Below are 12073 nucleotides of genomic sequence, written 5' to 3'. Positions count from 1 at the left end.
AATATCGAGGCTATAGAGAAATACTCGACAAAGCCCTGGTTCTTAGACCTGACAAATTCAATGAAACCAACTCACAATTATCAAAAATTAGGGATTTATATCAACTATACGAAGAAAGACTTCCTGTTATTCTTTCTGAATGGGAAGCCCGCAATTCCATATAAGCACATTATCTATGAATCGAATTTCTTACAAAACTATTTTCTCACTATTAATTGCCCTATTGTCGGGTAATTTGGTTACGGCACAGGTTACCCTTTCATTGTCTGAGGTGGTTGCATATACGCTTGAAAACAACAGCGATATAAAAAACAGCCTTATACAAGAAAAGATAGGTTTCGAGGTAACAAAAGAAGTCAGAAGCACGGCCTTACCGCAAGTAACAGCAAGTGCAAACTATATAAACAACCTGCTCCTTCCTGTTTTGGTTGTACCGGGAGAACTTACCGGTAACCCTGGTGGAGTAAGCACCCTAGAAGTAGGGTTGGATTACAACACCTCTGTTGCTGTATCATTAAACCAACCCTTGTTCGACAAATCAGTATTTACAGCTATGAAAGCCGCACAATCTTCTGAAGAATTGTATTCGCTTAGGGTAAAAAAAACCAAAGAAGAGGTTGTTTACAGAGCCGTAATTCTTTATTACAATATCTCCATATTAGATAGGAATATTGAGGTACTTCAGAGTAACTTGAATCAAACCAACAAACTTCTTGAAATATCGGCAGTACAATTAGAGCAAGGTTTCATTAAGCAAGTTGATCATGATCGCCTTATGGTTTCTAAAATGAATCTTGAAATACAGTTGTCAGACTTATCCCTAGCCAGAAAAAATGCAATTAAACAACTTCAACTCATGATGGGGATGGATCAGGAGACTACTCTTGTTTTGAAAAATGATGAAGACAAGGAAATACAGTTGGTAGATATGGATATGCCTGATATGACACATGAAAATCTCACAGACTTTAACCTCCTTAATGTTCAAAAGAGACTTTACGAATTGGAAAAAATAAACGTTAAATCGGGCTACTATCCTAAGTTGAGCTTTTTTGCCAATTATGCTTATAATGGTCTTAGCAATGATGCTTTCTTTTCGAGTTCAGATGCTTCTACCAACTGGTTTGATGTTTCATCAATAGGACTCAGTCTTACATTAACGCTTTTTGATGGGCTAAGGATGAATGCTCAAAGTATGCAATCCCAACTGAAAAAGCAACAAGTTGAGGAGTCAATCGAATTCACAAAGCAGCAGTATAATGTTGATTATGCCAATGCCCAAAACAAACTCAATCAGAGTTTATCTACCCTCGAAACGAGAAAAACAAGTGTTGATTTGGCGCAAAAAGTTTATGATATTTCCCAAAAGAGCTATGAGCAAGGGTTGTCTGATCTTACAGACTTGTTAAGTGCAGAGACTGCACTAACTACTGCCCAACTCAATTACTCTGCTGCGCTTTTGCAGGTAAAAATAGCAGAAACTGAATTATATAAATCAACAGGCAATCTCCTAGAATCTTATTAATTGAAAAATATGAAAAAGATAATAATTAACTCGATAATCTTCCTAGCACTTGTTGTCTTGGTCGCATTTGTGCTTAAAAGCAACAAAGAGGAAATGAAACAAAATGTAAAATTGGCACAAATAGAGCCGGATTTTATTCCGGTAAACACTGAGCCTTTAACAAAAAGAAAAATTGTAAAGAGTTTTAAGGTAAATGGAAATCTTATTCCTAACAAAGAAGTTACAGTCTCATCAGAGATGCCCGGGGTTATCAAAGCTATACTAATTGAAGATGGTGTATATGTAAAATCAAACCAGATACTCGCTAGGCTTGATGACCAAACTATAAAGGCAACTTTGGATTTAGCAAAGGCCAATTTTGATAAAATAGAGAAAGACAAAAAACGTATTGAGAATCTATTTGAAGCCGGGGGAATTAGTCAGCAGGACTTAGATAACATCCAACTTGCTCATATAAAGGCTAAAACCGATTTGATTTCGGCAGAAAAGGCCTATAATGATACCTTTATAAGAGCACCATTTTCAGGAATAAATGACAAAAGATATATAGAAAAGGGAAGTTATGTGCGCGGAGGAGACCCTCTTTTTGATATAGTAGATGTGGAGAGAATGAAAATGGAGGTAATGGTTTCCGAAAACGAAATACAACAGGTGGAATTGGGTATGTCTGTGACCATTACTATACAAGCTTTAGGTATTAACCAAATTGAAGGTACTGTAAGCAAAATTGGGGTGAGGAGTTCACAAGCACTTACATTTCCTGTAGAAATTAAAATCACTAATGCATCAAAGAACTTAAAATCAGGGATGTTTGGTACCGCCCACTTCAATTTTCAGTCAGTAGACGCATTAGCAATAAATAGAAGCGTATTGGTGGGTAGTATCAAAAACCCTCAGGTTTATATATACCAAGACAGTACGGCTGTTCTGAAGAATATTGATGTTGGTCAAAGAAATGACAACTATTTAGAAGTAGTTTCCGGTCTCAACGAAGGCGATTTGGTTATTACGTCAGGTCAAATCAATTTGGTAGATGGGGCAAAGATTAGGATTAAAAAATAGTACGTTATGAAAATTACAGAAATATCAATAAAGCGATCCACAGCACCGGTAGTAGTCTTTATAGTACTTTCATTATTAGGCTTAGTCTCTTATTCCATGTTGGGTTATGAGCTACTTCCAAAGTTTACACAGCCAATAGTTACCATATCAACTATATATCCGGGTGCTGCACCTAGTGAAGTTAAAACATCTGTTTCTGAAAAAATTGAAGACGTTTTATCCTCAATGGAAAATGTGGAATCTATCAGTTCTACTTCACTAGAGTCGGTTTCAATTGTTACCATTGAACTATCTTCTGATGCTGACGTGGATTTGGCTCTTCAGGAGGCACAACGAAAAGTAAACGGAATTCTTTCCCAATTGCCGGATGATGTAGAGCAGCCATCATTATCGAAATTTTCAATCGATGATTTGCCTATCATTAGCTTGGCAAGTACAGCAAGTAACCTGAGTCCGTCAGCATTCTTTGATTTGATAGATCAGCGCATAGTTCCTGAGCTTTCGAGAATAGATGGTATGGCACAAGTGCAATTGGTAGGAGGCGAAGAGCGAGAAATTAAAGTAAATATTGATAGAGAAAAGCTAAAGGCATATAACCTGTCTATATTACAACTTACACAACTGATAGAAGTTTCTAATCTTGATTTTCCTACGGGCAAAATCGAAACTAATGAAGAACAACGGACTATAAGGCTTTCTGGCAAATATCAAGATTTAGAAGAAATTAGAAATCTAGTACTTGGGTCTATGCCAAGTGGAGCAGAGATAAGGGTTAAAGATATTGGCGAAGTAGTTGACGGGAAGGTAAAGATTGAAAAAATTGCACGTTATAATCTTGAAAATTCAATAGGAATACTACTTACCAAGCAAACAGACGCAAATGCTGTAACAGTTAGTAAACTTGTCCGTGATAAAATCCAACAACTGGAACAAACCTATAGTGAAGAAGGCCTAAAGTTTAATATTGCACAAGATCAGTCAGTATTTACTCTTGAGGCAGCAGATAGTGTGATTCACGACCTTTACATAGCGGTTATATTGGTGGCATTGGTTATGTTTTTGTTTTTGCATAGTGTTAGAAATGCTGTCATTGTTATGATAGCCGTGCCAGTTTCCCTAGTGGCCACTTTTACAGCTATGTACCTTGCAGGCTTCACCCTAAACCTGATGACCCTTTTGGCATTATCACTGGTGGTGGGTATTCTTGTGGATGATGCCATAGTTGTAATAGAAAATATATACAGGCACATGGAAATGGGTAAAAACCGGATTCGCGCTTCTTTTGATGGAGTGAAGGAGATTGGGTTTACCGTAACTTCCATCACCTTTGTAATTGTGGTTGTTTTCTTACCCCTTGCACTGGTAGAATCTCTCATTTCCCCCATATTGACCAACTTCTCCTTGGTAATTGTGGTAGCCACACTATTGAGCCTTTTGGTTGCTTTCACTATCATTCCTTTGTTAACCTCACGTTTTGCCAAAATAGAGAGTTTTAATCCCAAAGGAATTCCAGCTCGTTTTAACAAAGCTTTTGAAAGTGTTATTGATACTTTTGGCGGCTGGATAAACCGCGTTTTGATTCAGTCGATGAACAATAAAACAATAACACTTGTGGTAACAGGAGCATTGTTTATAGGTTCATTTTTACTTATTGGCTTTGGGTTCATTGGTGGGGAGTTCATCTCACAAGGTGATAGGGGGGAGTTTGTAATTCGCATTGAACTACCTAAAAATTCTACTGTGGAAAAAACCAACCTAGCTGCAAAGACAGCAGAGGAGTTGATTTCAAAATTACCGGAAGTGGTAAGTACCTTCACTACTGTTGGCCAAACAAGCCAGGGCTTTGGTGGAACTCAGGCCATACCTAATGAAGCAGAAATAAACGTAAAGATGATACCTTATGATCAGCGAGATGTATCGGCAACTGTATTCTCAAAACGGGTTAAACTCTTACTTCAAGAAACTATACCCGGCATTGTTGTATATTCATCACCTACAAGTATACTAGGTACGGCCTCAGATGCCCCTATACAGGTAATTTTTGCCGGGCCAGAACTGGATCAGTTGATGAAGCTGGCCAATGAGGTAAAGAGTGATTTAGCTAAAGTAGAAGGCACAACAGAGTTGGAATTGAGCATAAAAGAAGGTACACCAGAAGTAAAGGTAGATATTGATAGAGATAAAATGGCCAACCTCGGCTTGGATTTAGGCACCGTAGGGGCCACCATGCAAGTGGCTTTTTCGGGCAATACTGATGCGGCATTTAAAGATGGAAATTATGAATACGACATTAATGTAAAACTCAATGATTTTGATAGGAAAAATGTTAAAGATGTTGAGTCACTAATTTTCATAAACAGAAACAATCAAACTGTTACTCTTGATCAGTTTGCCGTTGTTACCGATACCGTAGGGCCATCAAGACTAGAACGAAAAGACAGGATAAACTCAGTAAAACTATCTTCTAAGATAATAGGCGTACCAGCCGGTATAGTTGGTCAGGAATTACAAGCTATTATTGATAGTAAGGAACTCCCACGAGGTGTAACATACTCTTATGATGGTGACCTTAAAAGGCAATCGCAATCTTTCGGGGCGTTAGGTTCTGCTTTTTTGTTTTCGATTATCCTCGTTTATCTAATTCTTGTGGCGTTATACGACAATTATATCTATCCGTTAGTCATTCTTTTTTCTATACCGGTAGCCATTGTTGGAGCATTACTAGCCCTGGCACTTGCAAAACAAACGCTAAATTTATTTTCCATATTAGGAATAATAGTGTTAATAGGACTTGTCGCTAAAAATGCCATTTTGGTGGTTGATTTTACCAACCAAGCCAAAGAAAATGGCTCTAATACACGAGACGCTTTGATTGAAGCCACTAATGCCAGATTACGACCAATATTAATGACCACCATTGCCTTGGTATTTGGGGTATTACCAATAGCTATTGCCAGTGGGGCAGGTGCTGAGTGGAAAAACGGACTTGGCTGGGCAATAATAGGGGGGCTTTCAAGCTCAATGCTATTAAGCCTTGTTGTTGTTCCGGTGGTATATTTAATTGCTGATAAGCTGGTAGAAAAATTAGGGTTGGCAGAGAGAAAAGAGAAATATACAACAGAATTGAAAGAGACTGCAACTTGATAAATTGATAAAATGAAAGAAGCTGTAATTTATCCCAACCAAAAAGCACCTGAGTTATTCAAGAGCAAGATATTAAATGCATTAACATGGTCTCATCCAGCACTAATTTTCACAATGTATTTATTACTATCAGCAGGTGCTGTGTATATATATTACAATAAAATTGCCGCAAGAACTGATTTGATAATTATCTACTTTTTATCAGGACTGTTTTTATGGACATTTGCCGAATATATTCTTCATCGCTTTATTTATCATAAAATAAAAGATGCAAGTTACGATACAGGTTTTCATTATATGTTTCATGGCATCCATCATGCCTATCCAAATGATAAAAGCAAAACAGTTTTGCCTCCGGTACCTTCACTTGTTATAGCAGGGTTGTTTTTCGGCTTATTTTATTTTTTTTTAGGTAATGAAGCGCTTATCTTTAGTCCAGGGTTTGTAATAGGATACTCCATTTACATGTGGATACACACAATAATTCACCGCTTGCCAATGCCAAGTAAGTTCAATTTCTGGTGGAAGCATCATAATATACACCATTACCAACAGCACGATCGTGCGTTTGGTGTTAGTACCTCATTGTGGGATTTTATTTTTAACACAATGCCTGTGAAAGGCCGAAAAACTATTGTAAATCGGGTGAGTAAACATGAAAAATAATAATGTGGCCAATCATTTTATTGAATAAATAGGGAAAAAATGGAATTGAAATGACCTTGTATTAAAAATGATCTCAGAGTCAATCATAATAGAGGTAAAACAATATACTAAGGAATTACTCATTAGCTTAGACCGCAAATACCTGTTTCATAATTGGCATCATACCCAGGAAGTTGTAAAAGTGTCAACGGAGTTAGGTATGCAATGTGGTCTTTCAGAAAAGGACCTGTCACTTTTGAAAGTAGCGGCTTATTTTCATGACACAGGGCATGTCGAAAGCTACACTAATCATGAAGAACTAAGTGCAAAAATTGCAGCAGCATTTCTAGAAATTCGAGATGTGGCTGTGGACGAAATTGAAATAGTGAAATCTTTAATTCTTTCAACGAAATTGACCTCACCGTGCGTGACCACAATGCAAAAAATCCTTCATGATGCGGATTTGAGTCATATAGGAACTTTAGATATGGAGAGGAGAGCCAAGGCATATACTAAACCAAAACATCCCCATTCCAGATCACTAATCCCCGGAACATATGTGAAACCAAATTCTCAAATCCACCTGTAGCCAATTCCCTTTGATAGCCAATAATTTTTAAAGACTTTGCTATAATATTTAAAGATTATGAAATATTTTCAATTGTAAACCAATCAATCTTAACCCTTACACCCCTGCAAATTCCTCATTTCTTCATGCCCTAAAAAGCTTTTACATACTCAAACCTACTGGTCTTTAATAAACAGAAAACACGGAATAAGCCCATACTAAGCCAAAACATCCCGATTCCAGATCACTAACCCCTGAACATATGTGAAACCAAATCCTCATTTCCTCAAATCCTCACTTACCTTTAAAAGCTTTTACACGCTCAATGGATAATCTGCTGATATTGGGTTCTTCTTCACTTTTGGTGAATTATCCAGACTGAAACAGTACTACGTTTCTCAAAAGAGGAAAGCCAGCTCCTCCATACATTCTTCTTTTGATATTCTTTAGGCGATTAATTTGCCCTTCGACCTGTCCATTACTTATGTTTGAAACCACTGCTTGATTGACTGCTTCAAAATCTCCTTTTATCCCCTTTGCAAAAGTGGTTAGTCCAGATCTTGAATGTAGTACGTCTGTAAGCCATTCCTCAATATTACCTTCTCTTTTGTTCTTGAACAAATTTTTAAATCTGATAGCCAAGGCCACATCCTCTTTTATTTGTGGTGATTTAGCGTACAGAAAATCAAGGAACTCCTGATCTACAAGGTGCAGTGAATCTCTTTCCCTTAGAGCCATAAAAGCCAATTTTGAAGTAGACCACGTTTGGATTGAAGCCAACTTTGGTATAGATAAGATTTTTTCCCGAGATTGGTGAGAAGTAACTTCTCCTTGTATAAGCTTGCTCATATTTTTACAAAATTGTGAATAACTGCCGTTATAACCCTGTTGCTTGACAGCCCCAAATAAGAACCTATAGGAAACGTCTGATCCACATTCTTTTAATAAATAACCAGTAAACCGCATGAAATTTGTCTGTCGGATATAATTTAATGGAGGTTGCCTGCTTGGTAACATATCTAGCTGGATATATTTTTTGATCGTTTTGTGACCTGCTCCTAAGATTCTGGCGATAGCTTTTATTTTATATCCCTGGAGATGGAGTTTCTTGGCTTTTTCAAACTTGTATTGTCGCATTGCACTGGCATCCCCCTTATTGTTATCGTCTACCTGAACGGCTTCTGCGGTTTCGCTTTTCTGATCCGGGTTTCTGAATTCATTGAATGAATCCTTTAGTAGTCTTGACTGTTTGTAGAATGTCTTTTGAAGCGCATCCCTAAGATTCACCAAAAGATGGTACCTGTCCGCCACCTGAATAGCTTGGGGGCACCTTTGTTCACCCCTAAAGAGTACGCACTGGCTCTATCCCTGGAAACAACTTTCACTTCCGGATGAGCGGATAACCATCCGCATAAGGTAGCTGCCTCCCGGTCAGGAAGAAGGTCAATCACTTTCCTCCGATTAAGGTCAACTATGATGGTTCCGTAAGTTTTAGCCTTTTTAAATGCCCAATCATCTACCCCAATAACACCAGAAGTCTCACCCTCGGCAGTTATTGGTAAGTTTTTGACTACCCGCAAAAGGGTTGAACAACTGACTGGAACGCCCGCTAACCCGCTGATTATGGCCCCCTTATTGCCTCCAAGTTCCAAGCCTATTCTTGAAAGTAATTCCATAGTACGCTGCATCCGCCGGCTATAAGGAATGATTTCACTAACAAAACGTTCAGTAAAGACTTTCCTGTGACAGGATGGACGATCACAGAAAAACTTTCTGGCTCTGAGTTGCACCTGCACCAAGTTGCCTGATATCGGCAGATCAGCAAGTTTCCTTATGTAACGGCTATGGACCCTGCTACTCTTTTGAGTGCATATAGGGCAAACGGAACTCTTTTGGCATGTTGAAACACTGATCACCAGATTACGATTATTCGATTTTAGCACATAATCTTTTAGTTCTATGTCCATAGGGAGAACAAACTCAGGAATAATCATATAATGTATATTATTTAATTACACATATAATTACTACATTTAATTTTTAAAAAGAAAGCCTAAATGGGGAAACCTACTTCAAAAGTAAAAGGATACACAAGCTATGATATTAAAAGGCTACTGGACGAAAACAAGGCTTTTACGGTAGCTATTAGGCTTCACATGTTGTATTTGGTTGCTCAGGGAAAACCTAGTAGAAAAGTAGCGGAAATCTACAATATGAGCTTTAAGCAGGTATTAAATTGGGTACATCGTTTTGAAAAAGAGGGAATTAGTGGACTTGAAGATCGGCCAGGCAGAGGTAGAAAATCAAAGTTAAGCGCTCATGATTTAAGGATTATAAAAAAAACAATCTTAACAGAATTCCCATCCAACAAGGGTTATAAAGATGAGAAGTGGACAGGTCCGCTGCTTCAAGACTGGATCAATCAGGAGTTCGATCTAAATTATAAGAAAGCCCAAATCTATAATCTGCTCCACAAAATGGATCTCAGATTTCAGAAGGGAATGGGCATTATTGAAAAAAAATAATGTGTATTAAATTATAATACTTTCACCAAAAGTGAATATTGACCACCGATCTGGTGATGCTAACCACCCTCTGAGGATGTTGATTCCCGAAGGGCAATTCTTTCAGGCTTTTCTTCATTGGCCTTGGTTAGACAAAAGTATAAAAATTGGTTTAATTCTATTTAGATTTTCTTAAAGACTGCCCCTTAAGTTCAAGACGTTGAGCGGAGTGGACCATTCTGTCGAGGATTGCGTCAGCAACCGTACTGTCCCCTATGACTTCATGCCATTTAGCAACCGGTAATTGTGAGGAGATAATAGTTGATTTCCTGCTATGCCTATCTTCAATAATTTCCATCAGCATCATGCGGGTCTTATTGTCAAGTGGCTGTAGTCCAAAATCATCTAAAATCAGTAAATCATGTTTTTCAATTTTATTGACCTGTTTTTGATATGAGCCATCAGCTTTAGACATGATGAGTTGAGGGAATAGTTTTTGAGTATTGAAGTACAGGGTTCTGAACCCTTGAATACAGGCCTGATGACCAAGTGCAGAAGCCAGGTAGCTTTTCCAGACTCCTGTTGGCCCGGTGATGAGTATATTTTGTTTGTTTTTGATGAAGCTGCAATCGGCCAGGCGCAGAAGTTGAGTTTTGTCTAATCCCCGGCTGGCAGTGAAGTCAATTTCCTCTATATTAGCCTGATAACGGAAACGAGCTGCTTTCAGATAACGATTGATTTTTCTGTTTTCCCGATCTTCCCATTCACCCTGTATGAGCATACTCACTATCTCATCATTGGTTAGGCTGTGGTGTTGATTGCTATCCAGCAGTGTCTGATAGGTCTGTTGCATCCCGAAAAACTTCATCTGTCCCATTTTGTTTAAAAGTGTACTGTTCATATTTGTTATGGTTAATTGTTAAAAATTCAGTAAGTAGTTGCCGGGGCTACTTGTAATGTTCAGCTCCCCGGATATTCGTATGGAAAGGCAGCGAACTTTGCTGCCCCGGATCTTCTTCTTTGATTCTGTCAAGGCCTCCTTTAAGTATGCGATCAATAATTTTATAGTTATAGGCTCCATAGTGGATAGCTCTCTCTATAGCGTTGATCAGACGCCTACGACCTACTTTCTTCTCCTGTGAGAGTATGCCTACGCAACTTCTGTAAGCCTGTTCGGGATACGTCTTGCTTGTTATAATTACAGAGATATATTCTTTGACAGCAGGATGTATACCTGCTGCCCACGACAGGAATTTATCAGGGTTCCAGTCGCTTACAAACTGGTGTGAAGACGGTAGGTGTTCCTTGATTGTAGTGTAACCAAAAGCTTTTGCCTTCCTTTTATGAAAAGCGATTCGTTCTTTGTTGTAATATACCGATAGATGATTGCTGGTGTAAACTGCCTTTACTTTTTTGCCGATATAACGATATGGAACACTGTAGTAATGCTTGTCCTCTGATAGATAGACATGGGAGTTCTTCATTACCGTAGCAGATTTAAACTTTTTTATCTCGTACCGTTTGGTGGGTAGAATCATCAGTTTTTCCTTCTCCTGCTGTTCAAATTTTTCCCTGCGGCTTTGTGGTGTTTTTTGGAAAGGGCGGTTATTATAGTTTTCCAGCAGTAATAATATAGCTTCGTTAAGTTCTTTCAGAGAGTAAAATATCTTATCCCTTAAAGGAGCATAGATCCTCGAGTAAACAATTTTAACAGCATTTTCTACCGGAGCTTTATCTCTTGGCTTATAACTACGCGCTGGAAGTATACAGGTATTGTATTGGTTAGCAAAATCAGCAAAGTCTGCGTTCAGTTCCGCCTCATATTTATTAGCCTTGGTGACAGCGCTCTTCAGGTTGTCAGGAATTATCACTTGTGACACACCACCAAAGTAATGAAGAGCGTTTTCTGTGGTACTAATAAAGTCTTCTTTCTTCTGGCTAGCTACAGCCTCAACGTAGGTCAACTGACTATAACCAAGAACTCCAACAAATACCTCTGCCGGATGCACTTCTCCGGTGCTGCGGTCTACCCATTGTAGTTTCTTTCCTGCAAAATCTATGTAGAGTTTATCCCCAGGCTGATGATCAAAATGCATGGTGGCCTCTCCGCTGTTGAGCCATACTTTAAAGTGATGGCAGAAATGAGCGTAGCCGTAGTCATCGGGATGTTTTTCTTTATATTCCCCCCATAGAATCCACCTGTTGACACCGGTGCGGTTCAGTTCCTTTTCTACATCAGGGAATATCGCATACAAGGCTTGTTGTCTTGCTTCGGATATCTGATCAGGCTCCGCAAGAAGCTCCTCCAATTGTTCATCTTCCAGAGCTAATAACTCCTGATGGTCATAGCCTTTGACTTCAATGAGACGCAGGTACTTCTTTACTGTATTGCGAGAGATACCCACACCTTTGGCAATGCTTTGAAGGGCCACACCTTTTTTCCGTAACCGGATGATCTGTTTTACTTTGCTCATGATTATCGCTTTTCCAGCCATTTTTATTGCAGTCTTTTGTTGAAAAAACTGCAAAGCAAAGCCTTTACAGAAATGCCCTTCTAAAGGGTGGTCAGTATCGTCAGAATGGGTGGTCAGCTTCAAATATTGGGTGGTCAACATGAAACAGAAT

Annotated in this window: 10 protein-coding genes and 2 pseudogenes; 6 read left to right on the top strand and 6 right to left on the bottom strand. The window is 38.6% G+C overall.

Annotated features, from left to right (window positions below):
• The first annotated feature begins 175 nt into the window (after nucleotides 1–175).
• The 5 genes from E1163_RS08090 to E1163_RS08070 all read left to right on the top strand — a co-directional run bounded on the left by E1163_RS08090 (nucleotide 176) and on the right by E1163_RS08070 (nucleotide 6965).
• Nucleotides 176–1525 carry a TolC family protein gene (locus E1163_RS08090; RefSeq protein ID WP_185156016.1) on the top strand — a complete coding sequence of 450 codons (1350 nt, stop codon included), beginning with the start codon at nucleotides 176–178 and terminating at the stop codon, nucleotides 1523–1525.
• Between the two features lie 9 nt (nucleotides 1526–1534).
• Nucleotides 1535–2587: an efflux RND transporter periplasmic adaptor subunit gene (locus E1163_RS08085; RefSeq protein WP_155170931.1), complete on the top strand. Its 1053-nt coding sequence runs from the start codon at nucleotides 1535–1537 to the stop codon at nucleotides 2585–2587.
• A gap of 6 nt (nucleotides 2588–2593) precedes the next feature.
• Nucleotides 2594–5731 carry an efflux RND transporter permease subunit gene (locus tag E1163_RS08080; protein ID WP_155170930.1) on the top strand — a complete coding sequence of 1046 codons (3138 nt, stop codon included), beginning with the start codon at nucleotides 2594–2596 and terminating at the stop codon, nucleotides 5729–5731.
• 12 nt (nucleotides 5732–5743) lie between these two features.
• The gene (locus tag E1163_RS08075; protein WP_155170929.1) at nucleotides 5744–6397 is read left to right on the top strand and encodes a sterol desaturase family protein; all 654 of its coding nucleotides are present in this window, start codon (nucleotides 5744–5746) and stop codon (nucleotides 6395–6397) included.
• A gap of 67 nt (nucleotides 6398–6464) precedes the next feature.
• A complete protein-coding gene (locus E1163_RS08070; protein ID WP_155170928.1) occupies nucleotides 6465–6965 on the top strand; it encodes an HD domain-containing protein in 501 nt (166 codons plus the stop codon).
• 348 nt (nucleotides 6966–7313) lie between these two features.
• Here E1163_RS08070 and E1163_RS08065 read toward each other — a convergent pair whose 3' ends face one another.
• The 4 genes and pseudogenes from E1163_RS08065 to E1163_RS31665 all read right to left on the bottom strand — a co-directional run.
• The gene (locus E1163_RS08065) at nucleotides 7314–7910 is read right to left on the bottom strand and encodes a transposase (protein WP_425482686.1); all 597 of its coding nucleotides are present in this window, start codon (nucleotides 7908–7910) and stop codon (nucleotides 7314–7316) included.
• Nucleotides 7911–7973: 63 nt separating this feature from the next.
• Nucleotides 7974–8081, bottom strand: a pseudogene (locus E1163_RS31670) (terminase gpP N-terminus-related DNA-binding protein); the annotation flags it as partial.
• Nucleotides 8082–8227: 146 nt separating this feature from the next.
• Nucleotides 8228–8620 (bottom strand): transposase, encoded by a 393-nt coding sequence (locus tag E1163_RS31205; RefSeq protein WP_246223552.1) that lies wholly within the window; start codon nucleotides 8618–8620, stop codon nucleotides 8228–8230.
• Nucleotides 8621–8713: 93 nt separating this feature from the next.
• A pseudogene (locus E1163_RS31665) lies at nucleotides 8714–8911 on the bottom strand (transposase family protein); the annotation flags it as partial.
• A 90-nt stretch (nucleotides 8912–9001) separates the two neighbouring features.
• Here E1163_RS31665 and E1163_RS08055 point away from each other — a divergent pair.
• The gene (locus E1163_RS08055) at nucleotides 9002–9469 is read left to right on the top strand and encodes a helix-turn-helix domain-containing protein (RefSeq protein WP_155170925.1); all 468 of its coding nucleotides are present in this window, start codon (nucleotides 9002–9004) and stop codon (nucleotides 9467–9469) included.
• Between the two features lie 157 nt (nucleotides 9470–9626).
• On the opposite strand, the gene istB is transcribed toward E1163_RS08055, so the two are convergent.
• Nucleotides 9627–10349: an IS21-like element helper ATPase IstB gene (istB, locus tag E1163_RS08050; protein WP_185156013.1), complete on the bottom strand. Its 723-nt coding sequence runs from the start codon at nucleotides 10347–10349 to the stop codon at nucleotides 9627–9629.
• 46 nt (nucleotides 10350–10395) lie between these two features.
• Nucleotides 10396–12073, bottom strand: a 1678-nt coding sequence (istA, locus tag E1163_RS08045; RefSeq protein ID WP_221417960.1) for an IS21 family transposase, incomplete at its 5' end; no start/stop codon positions are given.

The organism is Fulvivirga kasyanovii (genome assembly GCF_009711405.1).
Taxonomy (GTDB): domain Bacteria; phylum Bacteroidota; class Bacteroidia; order Cytophagales; family Cyclobacteriaceae; genus Fulvivirga; species Fulvivirga kasyanovii.
The sequence above is the reverse complement of the archived record's forward strand: the minus strand, read 5'-3'. Positions and strand labels throughout refer to the sequence as shown.

Coding starts and splice junctions, on each gene's coding strand:
- E1163_RS08070 (WP_155170928.1), top strand. CDS start 6,465: ATGATCTCAGAGTCAATCATAATAGAGGTAAAACAATATACTAAGGAA.
- E1163_RS31205 (WP_246223552.1), bottom strand. CDS start 8,620: ATGGAATTACTTTCAAGAATAGGCTTGGAACTTGGAGGCAATAAGGGG.
- E1163_RS08075 (WP_155170929.1), top strand. CDS start 5,744: ATGAAAGAAGCTGTAATTTATCCCAACCAAAAAGCACCTGAGTTATTC.
- E1163_RS08055 (WP_155170925.1), top strand. CDS start 9,002: ATGGGGAAACCTACTTCAAAAGTAAAAGGATACACAAGCTATGATATT.
- E1163_RS08065 (WP_425482686.1), bottom strand. CDS start 7,910: ATGCGGTTTACTGGTTATTTATTAAAAGAATGTGGATCAGACGTTTCC.
- istB (WP_185156013.1), bottom strand. CDS start 10,349: ATGAACAGTACACTTTTAAACAAAATGGGACAGATGAAGTTTTTCGGG.
- E1163_RS08080 (WP_155170930.1), top strand. CDS start 2,594: ATGAAAATTACAGAAATATCAATAAAGCGATCCACAGCACCGGTAGTA.
- E1163_RS08090 (WP_185156016.1), top strand. CDS start 176: ATGAATCGAATTTCTTACAAAACTATTTTCTCACTATTAATTGCCCTA.
- E1163_RS08085 (WP_155170931.1), top strand. CDS start 1,535: ATGAAAAAGATAATAATTAACTCGATAATCTTCCTAGCACTTGTTGTC.